The organism is Streptomyces sp. CB09001 (assembly GCF_003369795.1).
Classification (GTDB): domain Bacteria; phylum Actinomycetota; class Actinomycetes; order Streptomycetales; family Streptomycetaceae; genus Streptomyces.
Map to the genome: position 1 here is coordinate 3890276 of NZ_CP026730.1, position 17844 is coordinate 3908119.

Here is a 17844-nt window from a genome sequence, read left to right on the forward strand (position 1 = left end):
CGAGTCGTACGCTGGGCGTATGAAGAGCCCCCTGCTGTCCCTGCCCGGCGCCGTTCCCGCCGAGGGTGTGGACGAAGGCGTCGCCGCCCACTACGGCGACCTGTTCCGCGAGCAGCGTGCCCTCGCCGACGGCACCGGCTTCGTCGACCTCTCCCACCGCGGTGTCGTCACCGTCACGGGCGACGACCGGCTGAGCTGGCTGCACCTGCTGCTCACCCAGCACGTCAGCGACCTGCCGACCGGGCAGGCCACCGAGGCGCTGATCCTCTCCGCGAACGGCCACATCGAACACGCCCTGTACCTCGTCGACGACGGCACGACCGTCTGGGCCCACGTGGAGCCCGGCAGCCAGGAGGCGCTGATCGCCTACCTGGAGTCGATGAAGTTCTTCTACCGGGTCGAGGTCGCCGACCGCACCGCCGACACCGCCGTCGTGCACCTGCCGGCCGGTTCGATCGCCCAGGCCCCCGCCTCGGCCGTCGTGCGCGAGACGCCGTACGGGCGTGACCTCTTCCTGCCGCGGGAGGAGCTGGAGAGCTTCGCCGCCGAGGCCGGGCCCGCGGCCGGGATCCTCGCCCACGAGGCGCTGCGGGTCGAGCAGCACCGTCCGCGCCTCGGCTTCGAGACCGACCACCGGACCATCCCGCACGAGCTGGGCTGGATCGGTACGGCCGTGCACCTGCAGAAGGGCTGTTACCGCGGGCAGGAGACCGTCGCCCGGGTGCAGAACCTCGGCAAGCCGCCGCGCCGGCTGGTCTTCCTGCACCTGGACGGCAGCGAGGTCCACCTGCCGCCGAACGGGGCGGAGATCCGCCTCGCGGACGACGGGCCCGACGGCCGGAAGATCGGCTTCGTCACCACGTCCGTACGCCACCACGAGCTGGGCCCGGTCGCCCTCGCCCTGGTGAAGCGGAACGTGCCGGTGGACGCCCGGCTGATGGCCGAGGACACGGCGGCCGCGCAGGAGACGGTCGTCGAGCCGTAGGGCCTCCAGGGCCCGTCTCAGACCTCCACGAGGACCGTGAAGGGGCCGTCGTTCGTCAGGGACACCCGCATCTGCGCGCCGAAGCGGCCCGTCGCCACGGTGGCGCCCAGCGCGCGCAGCTGGGCGACGACCTCGTCGACCAGGGGTTCGGCGACGTCACCGGGGGCGGCGGCGTTCCAGGTGGGGCGGCGGCCCTTGCGGGCGTCGCCGTAAAGAGTGAACTGGCTGATCACCAGCAGCGGTGCGGCGAGGTCGCTGCACGACTTCTCGTCGTGCAGGATCCGCACCGACCAGAGCTTGCGGGCCAGCTGCGCCGCCTTCTCCTTGGTGTCGTCGTGGGTGACGCCGACCAGGACGCACAGGCCCTCGCCGTCGATCGCCCCCACGGTCTCGCCGTCCACGACGACGCTCGCGCCGTCGACCCTCTGCACTACTGCACGCATCCCGCAATGATGCCGTGCGCCCCTAGGGTGCGGACGGGCGGGCCCGTACGGGGTTTCTTTTCGCTGCGAACCCCCCATCTGGGGCCGATCGGGTCCGATCGGGGGCACTCGGTCACATAGCGGCCACGTGGGGTGGCACGATGCTCCCAGACGCCGGGCGAGGGGACGGTTGAGGCGCATGAGCACACCGAGTACGGGGCGGTCGTTCGGGACTGCCGCGTTGACATGTCCGAGTGGCCGGGGCGGTCCGAGCGGTCCGGCCGGCCTGGGTGGTCTGGAGGCGCCCCGGGCGCCCGTGCAGCGCACGGACAGCCCCGAGCTGCCTGCGGATCCCCCGGAGCGGGACCTGATCGCACTGAGCCTGCCGGAGCTGCGCACGCTGCGCCGGGACGCCCAGCGCGAGGAGGCCGACCTCAGTTACGTACGGCGGCTGCTGCAGGGCCGTATCGACATCCTGCGCGCGGAGCTGGCGGGGCGCGGGCCGGCGACGCCGTCGTCGTCGGTGGTCACCACCGCGGCGACCGGGTCGGTGGTGGAGCGGCTCTCCGAGATCCTCGCCGACGCGCCCGCCCGGCAGCGCTCCTCCGCCCGCCACGTGACACTGGGCACCCCGCACAGCGAGGAGTGCAGGCGGCTGGCCGCGGAGATGATGGGCGAGGTGGAGCTGTCCGACCTGACGGCCCGCACCGACGGCGAGCTGACCGCCGGGATGGGGCGGCTCGTCCGCTACGAGCAGCAGGTCTCCCGCAGCCGGCAGCGGCTCCAGCGCACGGCGGACGGCTGCAGCGCGGAGATCGCCCGCCGGTACCGTGAGGGGGAAGCACAAGTCGACGACCTGCTCGTGTGACAGGGGGGCGGCCATCCGCGCCGCCTCCCGAGCCCGGTGATCCCGGGCCGTCGCCGCGGGGGGTCGCCCGTTCCGGAAGGCCACCGCCGATGCCCGCGCCCCAGCCGTCGCAGCCACAGCCGCAGCCGTCACAGACGCCGCAGCCGTCGCATGCGAACCAGTCCGCGCCCACGTCCGCCCTCTCGCCCGTCGTGCCGCCCGTCCTCGCCGAGGTCGTCCGGTCCGGCTTCGTCGAGGGGCGGCACCGGGGCAGCCTGGTGGTCCTGGGCGCCGACGGTGCGGTGGAGCTGGCGCTGGGCGAGGTGACGGCGCCGGTCTTCCCGCGTTCCTCGAACAAGCCGATGCAGGCGGCGGGCGTGCTGCGGGCAGGACTCGACCTCGCGGGGGAGCGGCTGGCGCTGGCCGCCGCGAGCCACTCCGGAGAACCGTTTCACCGTGATCTGGTCCGCAAGATGCTGGACGAGTACGGCCTGGACCCGGCGCTGCTCCAGTGCCCGCCCGACCTGCCCCTGGACGCCGAGGAACGGGAGACCTACCTGGCGTCGGGCGCCGTGCCCGACCGCGTCACCATGAACTGCTCCGGCAAGCACACCGCGATGCTGGCGGTCTGCGCCCAGCAGGGCTGGCCGCTGGAGACCTACCTCGATGCGGAGCACCCGCTGCAGCGGCTCATCCACAGGGTTGTGGAGGACGCGGCGGGCGAGCCGGTCGCCGCCGTCGGCACCGACGGGTGCGGGGCGCCGCTGATGGCGATCAGCCTGGTCGGGCTGGCCCGCGCCTTCCGCTCCTTCGTCGCCGCCGAGCCCGGTTCGGCCGAACGCCGGGTCGCCGACGCGATGCGCGCCCACCCCGAGTACGTCGCGGGCAGCCGCCGCGCGGACACCTGGCTGATGCGCGAGGTGCCCGGCACCCTCTCCAAGATGGGCGCCGAGGCCGTCCAGGCGGTGGCCCTGCCGGACGGCCGCGCCCTCGCCTTCAAGATCGAGGACGGCGCGAGCCGTGCCCTGGGCCCGGTGCTGGCCCGCGCCCTGACCCTGCTGGGCGTGGACGGGCCGGTCGTCGAGCGCATCGGGCGCGCGCCGCTGCTGGGCGGCGGCGGGGAGGTGGGGGAGATCCGGGCGTCCTTCTGACGTTCCGGGCCTTCGGGGCCGCCCCGTTAATCCCCGCGACGCAACCGGGTGGGCGATCTACGGTGAGCGTATGAGCCGCCGCACCGAGATAGACGTACGTCCCATCACCGAGGCCGAGTTCCCCGACTGGAACCGGGCCCTGAACACGGGGTTCCTGCGGCCGCCCGCCGTGGCCGAGGAGCAGTTGGAGGTCCGCCGCCACGAGTTCGTGCCCGGCCGGTCGCTCGGCGCCTTCGACGGGGACCGGTGCGTGGCCACCTTCCGGTCCTTCGACCAGGAGCTGACGGCCGTCGGCGGCGCCCCCGTCCGGGCCGACGCGATCTCCAACGTCACCGTCACCCCGACCCACCGCCGCCGCGGCCTGCTCACCCGGATGATGGCGCAGGACCTGGCCGCGGCGAAGGAGCGCGGTGACGTCGTCGCGACGCTGATCGCGGCGGAGTACCCGATCTACGGCCGGTACGGCTTCGGCCGCGGCACCACCATGACCGAGTGGACGGTCGACGTCCCCCGCGCCGGTCTGGACCCCCGCTGGGCCGCACCGGAGGACGGCGGCCGGATCGACCTTGTGGACGGCGACGACGTACGGCGGCTCGGACCCGGGCTGCACGAGCGGCTGCGCCGGACCCAGCCCGGAGCGGTCAGCCGGACCGGGCTGTGGTGGCGTTACCGGACCGGTGACCTCGACTGGAACGGCTCCCCGTGGACCGAGCCCTGCTACGCCGTGTACCGCTCGGCGGAGGGCGAGGTCGAGGGCATGGCCTCCTACCGGACCGACGACCGCTGGGGCGACGCCAAGCAGCCGCTGAACACGGCGACCGTGGACTGGCTGCTCGCCGTGACCCCGGCCGCGGAGCGCGCCCTGTGGCACTACCTGTGCTCGATCGACTGGGTCCAGACGGTGAAGAGCGGCTGGCGCTCCCCGGACGACCTGCTCCCGCACCTCCTGCCGGACCCGCGCGCGGCCCGCGTCACCACACAGGCCGACTGGCTGTGGGTGCGGATCCTGGACGTCGCGCGGGCGCTGGAGGCGCGGACGTACGACGGGCAGGGGTCGCTGGTCCTCGAGGTCGTGGACCGATGGGGGTCCCCCCGCTCGAGCGGAGCCGAGAGTGGGAGAGGCCTCACCGGCGGGCGGTGGCGCCTGGAGGCGGGGCCGGACGGGGCGTCCTGCGCGCCGGCCACCGAGAGCGCCGACCTCGTGCTGGACGTGGGCGACCTGGCAGCGCTGTGGCTGGGCGACGAGTCGGCGGTGCGGCTGGCCGCGCTCGGCCGGGTGCGGGAAGAACGAGCGGGCGCCGCCCGTGTGGTCGACGCCCTGCTGCGTACGTCCAGGCGGCCTTGGTGCCCGGACATGTTCTGAGGTGACTCCCTTCCTCCGGTGACGGTGGACGTGCGCATCCGTAGCGCGGGTTCTTCGACGTGCTCTTCAGTTGTGGTTGTGGTTGTTGTGCTCGTTGTGCTTGTTGTGCGTGGTGCCTACTGACCGGCCGGGCTCCCGGCTCCCCTCCGGAAGGGGGCCCGGCCGTCAGTACGTCGGTTCAGCCGGACTGGGCGAGCAGCATCACGAGGATCACCGCACCCACACCGCCGATCATGGTGTTCTTCGCCTTGATGCCGATGGACAGCGCGACGAACGCGATGATGCCCATCGGCCCGTACTTCCACTGCACGAGCTGCTCGAACCCGATGGCCAGAGCCGCGACGACGATGGCGATGAGCGGCATGGTGGACCCCCTGTCACCGTGGTGGCCAACCCCCGTGAGGCTCGACCACGTTGCTCAAGTTGGCTGCCAACTTCACTGTACTTATCTCCGCTTGGAAGCGTCTCATAACCACCTTTCCGCGAACTGCCCAAAGATGGCGAGAAGTTGTAGGGTTTGGTCGTGGAGCCGGAACACGCCCCCGTCAACGGGCGGGAGAGACCGCAGCGGCCACAGCCAACACATCGAGAGGTGGCCGACGAGCTGCGCGCCCGGATCAGGTCCGGTCGGCTGCGGCCGGGCCAGCGCATGCCCACGCAGGCCCGGTTGGCCGAGGAGTTCGGTGTGGAGCGGGGTGCCGTCCGCCAGGCCCTGCGCATCCTTCAGTCGGAACGTCTGCTCATCAATGTGTCCAAGGGGAGCCCCGCGACCGTCGCGCCCGACCTGTACGGCCCCCAGGCCGGCCCGGAAGCGCGGCCGATGCCCACCACCGTGGCCCTCGCCTCCCGGATCGCGGCGGCCTTCGCCGCCGAGCACGTCGAGATCGACGCGCTCTGTCTGACCTCCGTCTCCCTCACCCTCGCCCTCGGCGAACCGCTGAGCCAGATCCACGCGGGGCGACTGAAACCGGCCAAGGTCGACGTCCGGGTCCTGCTGCCGAGCGGCGACATCGACCTCGCCTTCCCGGTGGCGGTCTCCGGCGGCGCGGCGGGCGGCCCGGTGCACGAGCGGTGGCTGGCGATGCGCAACGCCCAGGGGCAGGTGCTCCGGCACAACCTGCTGAGCCTGCGTGCCACGCACGGCATCGACGTGCGCGTCTCCTTCCGTGCGCTGCCCTTCACCCCGCCGGTGAAGCTGTACGTGCTCAACGGCAGCGAGGCCCTCTTCGCGTACTACACCCTCGGCCGGCGCGAGCAGGAGATCGACCACGAGCAGCTGGAGATGTACGACGCGGAGGGCATCCGCTCGACGCTGTTCGCCTTCGAACAGGGCGGTGGCCTGCGCGACGGCGTGTTCGTGAAGCAGTCCCGGCTGTGGTTCGACGCGCTGTGGGGGACGATCAGCTCGGAGCTGGTGCTCACGGGCTGACCGTCCCCCTCACAGCGCGGGACCCGCGACCAGGAGGGCCAGCAGCACCGCTCCGGCGGAGCTGACGGAGGGGCTCTTGGCCTTGATGCCTATGGTGAGCAGGAGCAGGCCGACGATGCCGGTGGCACCGTACCTCCACTGGACGATCTGCTCGAAGGCGATGACGAAGACCGCGGAGACCAGGGCGAGGACGGGCATGGTCTTCCCCCCTTCGGGAAGATAGACTTTCGCCAACTGGGTGAGGTTGGCAACCAACTCTCCCTAGGTTGTCCCCACTTGGCTACTACCTATAAACAAGTTTCAAACAACTCCCTATAGGTAGGTCGAAGTTGTAGCGTTTGGTCGTGACTCAGGAGAACGTGTCCGTGAACGGCAGCAGAAGGCTCTCGGCACAGGAGATCGCCGACGTCCTGCGGGAGCGGATCCGCGGGGGAGACCTCAGGGCGGGCGACCGCCTGCCCACCCAGGCCGAGCTGGCCGAGGAGTTCGGCGTGGAGCGCGGCACCGTCCGCCAGGCCCTGCGCGCACTCCAGGAGGACGGCCTGCTCACCAACGTCAGCAAGGGCAGCCCGCCCCGCATCGCCGAGCCCGCCACACCGCGGGCCGAGCCGCAGCCGACGATGGTGTCGCTCGGGCCGCGCCTGGCGGAGGCGTTCGCGGCACCGCACGTCCGGGTCGACGTCGTGTGCCACACCTCGGAGACCCTGATGCTGGCCCTCAGCGAGCCGCTCCGCCTGATCCACGAGGGCCGCATCCACCCGGAGTCGATCGACTTCCGCGTGCTGATGCCCTCCCGCGACATCGACCTCGCCTTCCCCGTCCTGGTCGAGGACGAGGAGGACGACCCGGTCCACCAGCGCTGGCTCCAGATGCGCAACGCCCAGGCCCGCGTCCTCCAGCACAACCTGCAGGCCGTGCGCTCCACCCACCGCGTCGACGTGCGCATCGCGTTCCGCGCCCTGCCGTTCACCCCGCCGATGAAGCTGTACCTGCTCAACGGCGAGGAGGCCCTCCTCGGCTACTACATGCTGACCCGGCGCGAGGAGGAGTACGAGAGCCGGACGCTCCAGATGTACGACGCGCTCGGCTCCCAGTCGCTGCTGTTCTCGTTCCTGAAGCGGACCGGTCACCGGGACGCGGTGTTCGTGGAGGAATCACAGAAGTGGTTCGACGCCCTCTGGGAAACCATCACCACGGACATGACACTCTCCTAGTGACTTCCGATACGGATCAGACGGAACCGGTGAGCGAGCGGACCGGCCGCGACGAGCAGCCCGAGGCCCTGCGGGACCTGGTCATGGGCGCCCGCGTCGTCCTGTGGGACTTCGACGGCCCCATCTGCCGACTGTTCGCGGGTTACTCGGCCGACCGGGTGGCGGGCGAACTGGTGGACTGGCTGGAGCGGCTCGGCCTCAAGGAGCTGCTCACCCAGGAGGAGCAGGTCCACCCGGACCCGCACGTCCTGCTGGCCGCGGTCGACCGCAGACACCGGCAGAGCGACCTGGTCGTCGAGTTCGAGGACCGCCTGACCCGGGAGGAACGGCGCGCCGTGCCCACCGCGTGGCCGACCGCGTACGCGGACGCCCTGATCCGCACCTGGTCCGCCCTCGGCGTGGGCCTCGCGGTCACGACCAACAACTCGCCCCGCGTGGTGAGCGAGTACCTGGAGACCCGGGACCTGCTGGGCTGCTTCGCCCCGCACATCTACGGCCGCACCGGGGACCCCCAGCTGCTCAAGCCCGACCCCCACTGCCTCAACCGCGCCCTCAGCGCGATGGGCGCCGCCCCCGCACGGGCCCTGATGGTCGGCGACTCCGCCTCCGACGTGACCGCCGCCCGACGGGCCGGCGTGCCCTTCCTGGGCTACGGCCACAACGAACGGAAGACGAAGCTCCTCAAACAGGCGGGCGCGGAGACGGTCGTCGACTCCCTGGAGCCGGTCCTCAGGCTGCTGTGGGAGGGGACGGGGCCGGGACTCGTCCGGGCCTGACCCGCCCCGGCGTCGTACACGTGCTCATCCGTTCGCCGTGCGGTGGGACGGCGCGATGGCGTTCGCCGGGGTTCCGCGCGGATGAGGGCGACAACAGGAGTACCGTTTTCCCACTCCTGCACCTCCGCAAGGGTCCAAGGCGAGAGAAAAACGGTAGATGTCGCCTCAATCGGCCTCCCCCGCCCGGCTCCGTGCCGTCGAGGTGAGCGGTGACGCAAGCGCGGTCGAGGGCCCACTGCGCGGTTACCACCACGAGACGTACGTGGTTCCGCTGCCCGGAGCCGCGGGTGCCGCGGACGGGGCCCGCTGGAAGTGCCGGGAGCCGCGCAGCGGCCTGCTCTGGTTCGACCGCCGGTGCTTCGTCTCGGAGGAGCAGCTGCTGCGCGCCCTGCAGGGGCGGATCACCGACGTGCCGGACGTCTTCGAGGTCGGCGGGCTGCCCCTGCAGCGGTTCGTCGAGGGCCGGACCCTCGGATCGCTGTACGGCGCCGGGCGGGCGGTGCCCGAAGGGTTCACGCGGCAGATCCTGCGGCTCGTCGGCGAGATGGCGGCCGTCACGGCACGCACGCTGCCGGTGGAGCGGCGGTGCAGCCCCGAGGACCGGCCGGCGGACGGCGACACCGACGGCTTCATGGAACGGCTCGTCTGCTTCACCGAGCAGCGCGTCCACGCGGAGAACCTGCCGCGGTTCGGCTCCCTCTTCGCGGCCCTGGGGCTGGACGACGACGCGTTCAAGCGCCTGCGCAAGCACGTGGCCGGGCTCCGGGAACGTCCGTTCTGCCTGCTCCACGCCGACCTGCACCGCGAGAACATCATCGTCGACGCGGACCGGCGGCTGTGGACCATCGACTGGGAACTGGCCATGGTCGGCGACCCGCTCTACGACCTCGCCACCCATCTGCACCTGATGCGCTACCCGTCCTGGCAGGGCCCCCGGGTGGTGGAGCAGTGGCGCCGCACGGTCGAGGCCGTGCGGCCCGGCGGTACCCGCGGCTGGCGGGAGGACCTGGGGCGGATCGTCGGGTACAAGAGGGCCCAGTCGGTCTTCACCGACGTCATCCGCGAAGCCGTCTCGCTGGGGCGGCAGGCGCGGTCGGCCGGTCCCGAGGTCGGGGCCGCCGCCGCCAGGCTGCACACCATCCTGACCGGCGCGGCCCTGCCGCTCGGGCTGGAGTCGGTGCCCGGCCCCGCCGAGATCGGGACCGCCCTCGTGCGGTGGGGCCGTGCGCACCCGGACGAGGACGGGGCCCTGCCGGACACCCCCTAGGCTCGCCCCCATGAACGCCCCCGGTCTGCGCGAGCGCAAGAAGCAGCGGATGTTCCGGACCCTGTCGGACATCGCCGTCGAACTCTTCCTGGAGAAGGGCTTCGACGCGGTGTCGGTCGCGGAGGTGGCGGCCGCGGCCGAGGTCTCCAAGCCGACCCTCTTCCGGTACTTCCCGGCCAAGGAGGACCTGGTCCTGCACCGGATCGCCGACCACGAGGACGAGGCGGCCCGGGTGGCGGGAGAGGGGCTGCCCGCGCCGGTCGACGCACTGCGGCGGCACTTCCTGGCGGGTCTTGAGCGGTGCGACCCGGTGACCGGGCTCAACGACCACCCCGCCGTGCTCGCCTTCCACCGGCTGCTCTACGGCACCCCCGCCCTGGTCGCCCGGATGCACACCCAGCTGGAGCGGTCCGAGGCCGCGCTCGCCGAGGTGCTCGGCGGTGACCTGGAGGCCAGACTGGCGGCCGCGCAGATCATCGCCGTGCAGCGGGTCCTCGCGCTGGACAACTGGCGCCGGATCGCCGCCGGGGAACGGGTGGAGGACGTGCGGGCGGACGCGGTGGCGGCGGCGGAACGCGCGTTCGCGGGACTGGCGAGGGGGCTGGCGAGGGGGCTGGAGAGGGGGCCGGTGGCGGGGCTGCCGGGGACGGCCGGGCCGCCCCCGGAGTGACCGGCTCCGGCCGGTTCCACCGGTGCCCGTCGGCGCGCACCGGTCCCCGTCGGCGTGCACCGGTGCTCGTAGTGCGCACCGGTTCTCGTCGTGTGCACCGGTCCCCGTGTGCACCGGTGCCCGTGTGCACCGGTGCCCGTCGTGCGCACCGGTTCCCGTCGGTTCGACGAGTTCAGTCCCTGCGGTCCCGTACCCGTGTCCCGCTCAGGCGCCCGCGCCGCCGTCGACCGGCACGATCGCGCCGGTCACCCACGAGGCGCGGTCGCTGAGCAGCCACGCGGCCACCTCGGCGACCTCGCGGGGCTCGGCCATCCGGGCGAACGGGGTCGACGCGTTGATGCGCTCGACGACGCCGGGGGTCGCCGCCTCCCACGTGTCGATCATCTCCGTGGCGGTGCCGCCCGGCGTGATGCCGTTCACCCGGATGCGGTCGGCCGCCCAGCTCACCGCGGCGGTCTCGGTGAGACTGTTCAGCGCGCGCTTCATGGCGCCGTACGCGGGCAGGGCCGGGTTCGCGCGGCGGCTGCCGATGCTCGACGTGTTGACGATCGCCCCGCCACCACCGCGTCGCATGAGCGCGGCCTCGGCGTTCATGGCGGTCCAGTGCGCGCGGAAGTTCACGGCGAACTGCTCGTCGACGTCCTCGTCGCTCGTCGTGTCGAGCGGACCGGGCCGCTGGATCGCCGCGCCGTTGTTGAAGGCGCCGTCGAGCCGGCCGTGCAGGTTCCCCACGTGGTCGACGGCGGCGCGGATGCTCGCGGGGTCGGCGAGGTCCAGGGCGACGGCGTCGGCGACACCGCCGTCGGCGCGGATCTCCTTCACCACGCGGTCCAGGGCGTCGGTACCGCGGGCGGCGAGCACGACGGAGGCGCCCTCGGCGGCGAAGAGCCGGGCCGCGGCCGCACCGATGCCGCGGCTGGCACCGGTGAGGAAGAGCACCTTGCCGGTGAGCAGGCCGATGGGTGCGCTGTAGACGGTCTGCGTGCTGTTCGGCGCGTGTGTGTCGTTCGTGTCGTTCGTCATGGTTGACAGCGTCCGGCCGGCCGCCGGGCGGATACAGGCACAGGCTGTACCAGGCACCGGTCGCCGTGCGGCGTGCACACTCGGGGTATGGACAACAAGAAGGAACTCGGGGTGTTCCTGCGCAGCCGCCGCGAGCGGCTCCGGCCGGAGGACGTCGGCCTCCCCACGGGCCCGCGGCGCCGGACACCGGGCCTTCGCCGCGAGGAGGTGGCGGTCCTCGCGCACATCTCCACCGAGTACTACGTCCGGCTCGAACAGGGCAGGGCGCCGCGACCGTCGGGCGAGGTCCTCGCCGGGATCGCGGGCGCCCTGCGGCTCACGGACGCCGAGTCCGACCACCTCCACGTCCTCGCGGGCACCGCGCCGAGCCGTACCGGACTGCACCGGCGCGATGTCCGCCCGAGCATCCTCGCTCTCATCGAGCGGCTGCCGCAGACGGCCGCCTTCGTGGTCTCCGCCGCGTACGACGTGCTCGCGTGGAACGGCCTCGCGGCCGCGCTCATGGAGGACTTCGGCGAACTCGCCCCCAGGGACCGCAACCTGGCGCGCTGGGCGTTCCTCGGCACCACGCCCACCGGCACGGAGCTGTACGGGACCTCCCACGGCGCGGACTTCCGGCTGCACGTCGTGACGGGACTGCGCTCCGCACTCGCCCGGTACCCGTCGGACCCGGCGGTGCGAGAACTCGTCGACGAGTTGAGCGACGCCAGTCCCGAGTTCGGCCGGCTCTGGGAGCGGCACGACGTCCAGGCCGCGCCGACGCTCACGAAGACCTTCCGGCACCCGGTCGTCGGGGAGATCACCGTCGACTGCGACTCGCTCGTCCTCGACGACCGCGACCAGCGCCTCGTCCTCTACTCGGCGCCGGCGGGATCACGCGACGCCGAGGCCCTGGCGCTCCTGGACGTACTGGGGAGCCGGCCGGACGGGCACCTCAGCACGGCGGCCCGGGTTTGAGCTGACCGAGTAAAATATGCAACTCGGTAACGTCATTCCGGTAGGCTTGCCGGAATGACGTCGACCGACACCGCCCTCCAGCGCGCCCTCGACCGCGAGCGCGCCCACCACGAACACTGCCGGACCGTCCTCGCCGCGATGGTCGAGGGCGCCCAGGAGCACGTCGTCACCGGCGAGGACGTCTCCGCCTCCGGTGCCGACGCCGAGGTCCTCGGGTACCGGCTCCGCAGCCGGGCCAAGGAGATGCGCGAACTGCCCGCGGGACCACTGTTCTTCGGCCGGCTGGACTTCACCGAAGCGGAGGAGGAGGGGGAGGAGGGGGAGGGGGACGGGGGCGCCGGGCGGGCGCTGCACATCGGGCGGCTGCGGATCACCGAGCACCCGGCCGCCCCGCCCCTCGTCGTCGACTGGCGCGCCCCCGTCTCCCGCGCCTTCTACCAGGCCACCGCGGGCGACCCGCGCGGCGTGGACGTCCGCCGCCGGTTCGGATGGGCGCCCGGCAGCCGTGGCGACGCCGCCGACCTCACCTGCATGGAGGACGAGCACCTCGACCGGGGCGAGTCCCGGGCCAGCGCCATCGTCGCGCGGGAGATCGAACGGCCCCGCGTCGGACCCATGCGGGACATCGCCGCCACCATCCAGCCCGAGCAGGACGACCTGGTCCGCGCCCCCCTCGGCACCACCGTCTGCGTCCAGGGCGCCCCCGGCACCGGCAAGACCGCCGTCGGCCTGCACCGGGCCGCGTACCTCCTCTACACCCACCCGCAGCGCATCCGGCGCGGCGGACTGCTGATCCTCGGCCCCAACCCGACCTTCCTCTCCTACATCGCCGAGGTGCTCCCCGCCCTCGGCGAGAGCGGCGTACGGCAGTCCACGCTGGACCGGGAGATCGCCCGGCACCCGGTCACCCGCACCGACGACGCACCGGCCGCCGCCCTCAAGCACGACGCCCGGACCGCCGAGGTGCTGCGCCGCGCCCTGTACGCGCGCGTGGACCCGGGCGCCGCGGGCGACCTCGCCGTACCGGACGGCTCCTACCGCTGGCGGGTCCCGGCGGAGGCGCTGGCCCGCATCGTCGCGGAGGTCCGGGAGGAGCAGCCGCCGTACGGCGTCGGACGCGAGCGGGTCAGGGCCCGGATCGTGCGGTACGTCCAGGAGCGGGTCGAACGGCGCGCCGGGCCGCCGGCCAACGCCTGGCTGCGCCGCGTCGAACGGTCCCGGCCGGTCGGCGCGGCCCTCGACGCCGTATGGCCCCGGGTGCGCCCCGAAGAGGTCGTCGCGCCGCTGCTCGGCGACCCCGGCGAGCTGGCCCGCGCCGCCGACGGGCTGCTGGACCAGGAGGAGCAGCAGGCCCTGCTGTGGACGGGGCGGGCGCCGCGGTCGTGGAGGTCGGCGCGCTGGTCCGCCGCCGACCTGCTCCTCCTCGACGAGGTCGCCGGACTCCTCGAACACCCCGAGGGCTACGGCCACGTCGTCGTCGACGAGGCGCAGGACCTCTCCCCGATGGAGTGCCGGGCCATCGCCCGCCGGTCCGCCTTCGGTTCGCTCACCGTCCTCGGCGACCTCGCCCAGGGGACCACGCCGTGGGCCGCGCGCTCCTGGCGGACCGTCCTCGCCCACCTCGGCCGCCCGGACGCGGCCGTGGTGCCCCTGACCACCGGATTCCGGGTGCCGAAGGAGATCGTGGGCCTCGCCAACCGGCTGCTCGCACGGCTCGGAGTGGACGTGCCGCCGGCCCGTTCGCTGCGCGGCGACGGCGAGCTGACCCTGCGCGAGGCCGCGCCCGGCGCCGTCCCGGAGGCGGTCGTGGACGCCGTACGGCACGCACTCGCCCGGGAGGGCTCGGTGGGTGTCGTCGCCGCCGACCCGGACGTGCCGGGGCTGCGGGCCGCCCTCGACGCGGCCGGCATCGCGGCGGCCGGGCCCGAGGCGCTGGGCTCCCGGGTGGCCGTCGTGCCGGCGAGCGTGGTCAAGGGCCTGGAGTACGACCACGTCGTCGCCGTCGAACCGGCGGCGATCGCGGCGGCGGAGGGGCCCGGAGGGCGGGGCCTGCACCGGCTGTACGTGGTGCTGACCCGCGCGGTGTCCCGGCTGGACGTGGTGCACGAACGGCCGCTGCCGTTCTGAAGGCCCCGCGGGTCGTGGCGCGGCGACCGGCATGAACACCGTCTCCTCGACGACGGCCGCGACGGGGCACACCGCACACGGGCTGCCCCTGTTCGACACCGGCGTCAACCAGGCGTTCCGCCGCAGCACGCCACCGACGCCCACGTGGCCGGGCCGGTGCCCGGACTGGGCCCGGGTCCACGCCTCGCGCCCGGACCTGGAAACACTATTGCAAGCAGGTTGCTTGCAATAGTTAGCGCGGTGCTGCATGGTGGAGGCATGGCATCGCTCAACGTCGGCAATCTCGGCGAGTACCTGCGCGAGCAGCGGCGCAACGCGCAGCTGTCCCTGCGGCAGCTCGCGGACGCCGCAGGCGTGTCCAACCCGTACCTGAGCCAGATCGAGCGCGGGCTGCGCAAGCCGAGCGCGGAGGTGCTCCAGCAGGTCGCCAAGGCGCTGCGGATCTCCGCCGAGACGCTGTACGTCCGCGCGGGGATCCTCGACGCGGAGCGGGACCGGGAGGACGTGGAGACGCGTGCGGTCATCCTCGCCGACCCCTCGCTGAACGAGCGCCAGAAGCAGGTGCTGCTCCAGGTCTACGAGTCCTTCCGCAAGGAGAACGGGTTCGGGGCCGACGCGGAGCCGGGCGCCGACGCCGACATCGCCGTCGACGGGGCTGGAACGACACAAAACCCTCACTCGTAAGCAATTCCGGAGGACCATCACCATGGCCATCACCGACGACCTGCGCAAGACCTTCAGCGACCCCACCCCGCTCTACTTCGCCGCGGGCACCGCCGACCTCGCCTTCCAGCAGGCCAAGAAGGTGCCGGTGCTGGTGGAGCAGCTGCGCGCGGAGGCCCCGGCGCGGATCGACGCCGTACGCAACACCGACCCGAAGGCCGTCCAGGAGAAGGCGACGGCCCGCGTCAAGGAGACCCAGGGCAGCCTCCAGGCCAAGGCCAACGAGCTGTTCGGCTCCCTCGACGCCGACTTCAAGAAGCTCGGCGAGACCGCCCAGGACCTCGCGCTGCGTTCCGTCGGCGTCGCCGCCGAGTACGCCGTCAAGGCCCGGGAGACCTACGAGAAGGTCGCCGAGCGCGGCGAGCACGCGGTGCGCACCTGGCGCGGCCAGGCCTCCGACGGCATCGAGGACCTCGCCGAGGACGTGGAGGACCTCGCGGTCGCCGTCGAGCCGGCCAAGCCCGCCCCGGCCAGGCCCGCCCCGGCCAGGCCCGCCCCGGTCAAGCCGGCGACGCCGAAGCCGGCGACGGCCAAGTCCGAGCCGGTCCGGGTCACCGAGGACAAGTCCGCGGCGGCGAAGAAGACGCCCGCCCCGCGCAAGGCCCCGGCCAAGAAGAGCACCACCGCCAAGAAGACGACGCCGCCCGCCAAGTAGGGCAGGGCGCGAGGAGCGGGGAGCGGGCCGGGCACCCTTGGGGTGTCCGGCTCGTTCTGCGGGTACGGTGACCGCGTAATGACGATCCGATTCTGGTGGTGGACGTTGTGCTGATGCAGGGGTTCGCAGGCTTCATGTGGCTGCTGAGCATCGCCCTGATCCTTTTCAGCGGCTTCGCTTTGATCGACGCCGCCACGCGCCGCGAGGACGCCTACCGCGCGGCCGACAAGAAGACCAAGCCCTTCTGGCTGGTCATCCTCGGGCTCGCCTTCGTGGTGAACCTGATCTTCAACATCCTGTCGTTCCTGCCGATCATCGGCCTCATCGCGACGATCGTGTACATGGTCGACGTACGGCCCGCGCTGCGCGGCCTGTCGGGCGGCGGCCGCAGCAGCCGCCGCGGCTCCAGCAGCGACGGTCCGTACGGCCCGTACAACGGCGGACGCTGACCCCTGTACGACGACGGCGGACACCGGCGGGAACGCCCGCGCGGGAGCAGGGGCACCGGGACCGGGCGGCTCAGGCCGTCCGGTCCAGCAGGACCACGGCCAGGTCGTCGGCCAGCTCGCCGCCGTTGAGCTCGCGGACCTCGTTGACGGTCGCCCGCAGCAGCTCCTCGCCGGTCAGACCCTCGGCACGCTGGCGGCGGACCAGCTCCACCATGCCGTCCTGGCCGAGCCGCTCCCGGCCCCCGCCGACGTGGCCCTCGATCAGACCGTCGGTGTACAACATCAGGCTCCACTCGGCGCCCAGCTCCACCTGCATCCGCGGCCAGCGGGCGCCCTGCAGCAGCCCCAGCGCCGGGCCGTTGTTGTCGTAGGGCAGCAGTCGTGCGGGCACGCCCGGCGCGGCTATCAGCGGGGACGGGTGCCCGGCCAGGCACAGGCCCGCGCGGCGGCCGTCCGGGGAGATGTCCACGGCGCACAGGGTCGCGAAGATCTCGTCGTCCGAGCGCTCGTGCTCCAGCACCTGCTGGAGCGTGCCGAGCAGCTCGTCGCCGCACAGCCCGGCCAGCGTCAGCGCCCGCCAGGCGATCCGCAGCTCCACGCCGAGCGCCGCCTCGTCCGGGCCGTGCCCGCAGACGTCGCCGATCATGGCGTGCACGGTGCCGTCCGGGGTGCGCACGACGTCGTAGAAGTCGCCGCCCAGCAGCGCGCGCGAGCGGCCCGGGCGGTAGCGGGCGGCGAAGCGCAGCGGGGAGCCGGCCAGCAGCGGGGTCGGCAGCAGGCCGCGCTCCAGGCGACGGTTCTCCTGCGCCCGCAGCCTGCCCTCGGCCAGCCGCCGCTCCGCCGAGTCCGACCGTTTGCGCTCGACGGCGTAGCGGATCGCCCGGCTCAGCAGGCGGCCGTCCAGCTCGTCGCGGAACAGGTAGTCCTGCGCGCCGACCGCCACCGCCTCGGCGCCGCGCTCGGCGTCGCTGGAGGAGGTGAGGGCGAGCACGGCGTGCCGGGGCGCCAGCTCCAGGACGTGCCGCAGCACCGCCAGCTCGTCGTCGTCCTCCGCGTCGCCGCCGTTGCCACCGCCGTCGGTGCTCGTGCGGGCCGGGGCGGGGGCCGACAGGGCGAGGTCCAGCAGGATGCAGTGGACGTCGTCGGTCAGCAGCCGCCCGGCCTCGGTGAGGTTGCGTGCGGTGCGGACGCGGATCGGCTTGCCGGCCTGGTCGAGCAGGTCGGGGACGATCGGCGAGCCGGCCGGATCGTCCTCGATCAGCAGCACCGTCAGGTTCGTGGGTGCCGCGCTCTCGGTCCGGGCGCCGGGCGCCGGGTCGGTGCCGGTGCCGGTGCCGGTCTCCGTGCTGGTGTCCGTGGGCTTCTCGCGCTTCTCCGTGGGGTTCTCTCGGGTGTTCTCTCGCCGGGTGGCGGCGTTCTCGGCCTGGTGCGTCCCGGGCGGGGCCTGTTCCTTGGAAGGGCCGCTGTCCGGGGACGCGGCGGGCGCCTGACCACACTCCACGGCCGGGATCGCCCTCTGCCGCGGTACGGGTACGGGCATCGTCTTGGTTTCCTTCCCTCCCCCCGAGGGCATGGCGGGGCGAGGGACCTCGACCCACCGACGGGGACCATAGCGGGTGACCGCACCGCTGCGGAATGGTCCAGAACACGTCGGGCGGCCATCGGCCACTGTCATATGCCGCGTTTTCCCCCGCAGTTGGACACGTCGTCCCTGGGGCGGGGATGACGAAGGTCACGCGGGGGCGGGTGCCGGGCGTGGACTGGGTCACGTGGCCCGTCTCACGCA

At 73.1% G+C, this 17844-nt stretch carries 19 protein-coding genes; 14 read left to right on the top strand and 5 right to left on the bottom strand.

The window, feature by feature from the left end:
* Positions 1-19 precede the first annotated feature (19 nt).
* Positions 20-985, top strand: coding sequence for a folate-binding protein YgfZ (locus C4J65_RS18035; protein WP_115743327.1), 966 nt, complete (start codon positions 20-22; stop codon positions 983-985).
* A 17-nt stretch (positions 986-1002) separates the two neighbouring features.
* Here C4J65_RS18035 and dtd read toward each other — a convergent pair whose 3' ends face one another.
* Positions 1003-1428 carry a D-aminoacyl-tRNA deacylase gene (gene dtd, locus C4J65_RS18040; RefSeq protein ID WP_115743328.1) on the bottom strand — a complete coding sequence of 142 codons (426 nt, stop codon included), beginning with the start codon at positions 1426-1428 and terminating at the stop codon, positions 1003-1005.
* 178 nt (positions 1429-1606) lie between these two features.
* Here dtd and C4J65_RS18045 point away from each other — a divergent pair, with 178 nt between their 5' ends.
* From C4J65_RS18045 to C4J65_RS18055, 3 genes are all read left to right on the top strand, one after another.
* Positions 1607-2275 (top strand): aerial mycelium formation protein, encoded by a 669-nt coding sequence (locus C4J65_RS18045; protein ID WP_115743329.1) that lies wholly within the window; start codon positions 1607-1609, stop codon positions 2273-2275.
* Positions 2276-2364: 89 nt separating this feature from the next.
* Positions 2365-3405, top strand: coding sequence for an asparaginase (locus C4J65_RS18050; protein ID WP_115743330.1), 1041 nt, complete (start codon positions 2365-2367; stop codon positions 3403-3405).
* A 70-nt stretch (positions 3406-3475) separates the two neighbouring features.
* Positions 3476-4768: a GNAT family N-acetyltransferase gene (locus C4J65_RS18055; protein ID WP_115743331.1), complete on the top strand. Its 1293-nt coding sequence runs from the start codon at positions 3476-3478 to the stop codon at positions 4766-4768.
* A gap of 178 nt (positions 4769-4946) precedes the next feature.
* Here the strand turns inward: C4J65_RS18055 and C4J65_RS18060 are convergent, their stop codons facing one another.
* Positions 4947-5132: a hypothetical protein gene (locus tag C4J65_RS18060; protein WP_003974784.1), complete on the bottom strand. Its 186-nt coding sequence runs from the start codon at positions 5130-5132 to the stop codon at positions 4947-4949.
* Between the two features lie 153 nt (positions 5133-5285).
* Between C4J65_RS18060 and C4J65_RS18065 the strand changes: the two genes are divergently transcribed.
* A complete protein-coding gene (locus tag C4J65_RS18065) occupies positions 5286-6197 on the top strand; it encodes a GntR family transcriptional regulator (protein ID WP_115743332.1) in 912 nt (303 codons plus the stop codon).
* Positions 6198-6206: 9 nt separating this feature from the next.
* On the opposite strand, the gene C4J65_RS18070 is transcribed toward C4J65_RS18065, so the two are convergent.
* Positions 6207-6395 (bottom strand): hypothetical protein, encoded by a 189-nt coding sequence (locus C4J65_RS18070; protein ID WP_011029490.1) that lies wholly within the window; start codon positions 6393-6395, stop codon positions 6207-6209.
* A 140-nt stretch (positions 6396-6535) separates the two neighbouring features.
* On the opposite strand from C4J65_RS18070, the gene C4J65_RS18075 reads away from it, so the two are divergent.
* From C4J65_RS18075 to C4J65_RS18090, 4 genes are all read left to right on the top strand, one after another.
* Entirely contained in the window at positions 6536-7411 is an 876-nt protein-coding gene (locus tag C4J65_RS18075) for a winged helix-turn-helix domain-containing protein (RefSeq protein ID WP_115743333.1), read from the top strand.
* Positions 7360-8187, top strand: coding sequence for an HAD family hydrolase (locus C4J65_RS18080; RefSeq protein WP_115743334.1), 828 nt, complete (start codon positions 7360-7362; stop codon positions 8185-8187). Before C4J65_RS18075 ends, C4J65_RS18080 begins: the two co-directional genes overlap by 52 nt.
* A gap of 157 nt (positions 8188-8344) precedes the next feature.
* Positions 8345-9454, top strand: a complete 1110-nt coding sequence (locus C4J65_RS18085; protein WP_115743335.1) for an aminoglycoside phosphotransferase family protein — start codon at positions 8345-8347, stop codon at positions 9452-9454.
* Between the two features lie 10 nt (positions 9455-9464).
* Complete coding sequence (locus tag C4J65_RS18090) at positions 9465-10124, top strand: TetR family transcriptional regulator (RefSeq protein WP_240330451.1); 660 nt, start codon at positions 9465-9467, stop codon at positions 10122-10124.
* A 204-nt stretch (positions 10125-10328) separates the two neighbouring features.
* On the opposite strand, the gene C4J65_RS18095 is transcribed toward C4J65_RS18090, so the two are convergent.
* Positions 10329-11147, bottom strand: coding sequence for an SDR family oxidoreductase (locus C4J65_RS18095; RefSeq protein ID WP_115743336.1), 819 nt, complete (start codon positions 11145-11147; stop codon positions 10329-10331).
* Positions 11148-11234: 87 nt separating this feature from the next.
* On the opposite strand from C4J65_RS18095, the gene C4J65_RS18100 reads away from it, so the two are divergent.
* The 5 genes from C4J65_RS18100 to C4J65_RS18120 all read left to right on the top strand — a co-directional run bounded on the left by C4J65_RS18100 (position 11235) and on the right by C4J65_RS18120 (position 16058).
* Positions 11235-12104, top strand: a complete 870-nt coding sequence (locus C4J65_RS18100) for a helix-turn-helix transcriptional regulator (RefSeq protein ID WP_115743337.1) — start codon at positions 11235-11237, stop codon at positions 12102-12104.
* A 54-nt stretch (positions 12105-12158) separates the two neighbouring features.
* A complete protein-coding gene (locus C4J65_RS18105) occupies positions 12159-14231 on the top strand; it encodes an AAA family ATPase (protein ID WP_115743338.1) in 2073 nt (690 codons plus the stop codon).
* Positions 14232-14489: 258 nt separating this feature from the next.
* On the top strand, positions 14490-14915 hold the full coding sequence (locus tag C4J65_RS18110; protein ID WP_115743339.1) for a helix-turn-helix transcriptional regulator: 426 nt from the start codon (positions 14490-14492) through the stop codon (positions 14913-14915).
* Positions 14916-14937: 22 nt separating this feature from the next.
* Complete coding sequence (locus tag C4J65_RS18115; RefSeq protein WP_115743340.1) at positions 14938-15609, top strand: hypothetical protein; 672 nt, start codon at positions 14938-14940, stop codon at positions 15607-15609.
* 113 nt (positions 15610-15722) lie between these two features.
* Complete coding sequence (locus tag C4J65_RS18120) at positions 15723-16058, top strand: DUF2516 family protein (protein WP_162833234.1); 336 nt, start codon at positions 15723-15725, stop codon at positions 16056-16058.
* A 70-nt stretch (positions 16059-16128) separates the two neighbouring features.
* On the opposite strand, the gene C4J65_RS18125 is transcribed toward C4J65_RS18120, so the two are convergent.
* Positions 16129-17598: a fused response regulator/phosphatase gene (locus C4J65_RS18125; RefSeq protein WP_162833593.1), complete on the bottom strand. Its 1470-nt coding sequence runs from the start codon at positions 17596-17598 to the stop codon at positions 16129-16131.
* Positions 17599-17844 lie beyond the last annotated feature (246 nt).

What these genes read in the sequence shown, in the direction of transcription:
- C4J65_RS18035 (WP_115743327.1), top strand. Translation starts at nt 20, where the DNA reads ATGAAGAGCCCCCTGCTGTCCCTGCCCGGCGCCGTTCCCGCCGAGGGT.
- dtd (WP_115743328.1), bottom strand. Translation starts at nt 1,428, where the DNA reads ATGCGTGCAGTAGTGCAGAGGGTCGACGGCGCGAGCGTCGTCGTGGAC.
- C4J65_RS18045 (WP_115743329.1), top strand. Translation starts at nt 1,607, where the DNA reads ATGAGCACACCGAGTACGGGGCGGTCGTTCGGGACTGCCGCGTTGACA.
- C4J65_RS18050 (WP_115743330.1), top strand. Translation starts at nt 2,365, where the DNA reads ATGCCCGCGCCCCAGCCGTCGCAGCCACAGCCGCAGCCGTCACAGACG.
- C4J65_RS18055 (WP_115743331.1), top strand. Translation starts at nt 3,476, where the DNA reads ATGAGCCGCCGCACCGAGATAGACGTACGTCCCATCACCGAGGCCGAG.
- C4J65_RS18060 (WP_003974784.1), bottom strand. Translation starts at nt 5,132, where the DNA reads ATGCCGCTCATCGCCATCGTCGTCGCGGCTCTGGCCATCGGGTTCGAG.
- C4J65_RS18070 (WP_011029490.1), bottom strand. Translation starts at nt 6,395, where the DNA reads ATGCCCGTCCTCGCCCTGGTCTCCGCGGTCTTCGTCATCGCCTTCGAG.
- C4J65_RS18085 (WP_115743335.1), top strand. Translation starts at nt 8,345, where the DNA reads ATGTCGCCTCAATCGGCCTCCCCCGCCCGGCTCCGTGCCGTCGAGGTG.
- C4J65_RS18090 (WP_240330451.1), top strand. Translation starts at nt 9,465, where the DNA reads ATGAACGCCCCCGGTCTGCGCGAGCGCAAGAAGCAGCGGATGTTCCGG.
- C4J65_RS18095 (WP_115743336.1), bottom strand. Translation starts at nt 11,147, where the DNA reads ATGACGAACGACACGAACGACACACACGCGCCGAACAGCACGCAGACC.
- C4J65_RS18100 (WP_115743337.1), top strand. Translation starts at nt 11,235, where the DNA reads ATGGACAACAAGAAGGAACTCGGGGTGTTCCTGCGCAGCCGCCGCGAG.
- C4J65_RS18105 (WP_115743338.1), top strand. Translation starts at nt 12,159, where the DNA reads ATGACGTCGACCGACACCGCCCTCCAGCGCGCCCTCGACCGCGAGCGC.
- C4J65_RS18110 (WP_115743339.1), top strand. Translation starts at nt 14,490, where the DNA reads ATGGCATCGCTCAACGTCGGCAATCTCGGCGAGTACCTGCGCGAGCAG.
- C4J65_RS18115 (WP_115743340.1), top strand. Translation starts at nt 14,938, where the DNA reads ATGGCCATCACCGACGACCTGCGCAAGACCTTCAGCGACCCCACCCCG.
- C4J65_RS18120 (WP_162833234.1), top strand. Translation starts at nt 15,723, where the DNA reads ATGCAGGGGTTCGCAGGCTTCATGTGGCTGCTGAGCATCGCCCTGATC.
- C4J65_RS18125 (WP_162833593.1), bottom strand. Translation starts at nt 17,598, where the DNA reads ATGCCCGTACCCGTACCGCGGCAGAGGGCGATCCCGGCCGTGGAGTGT.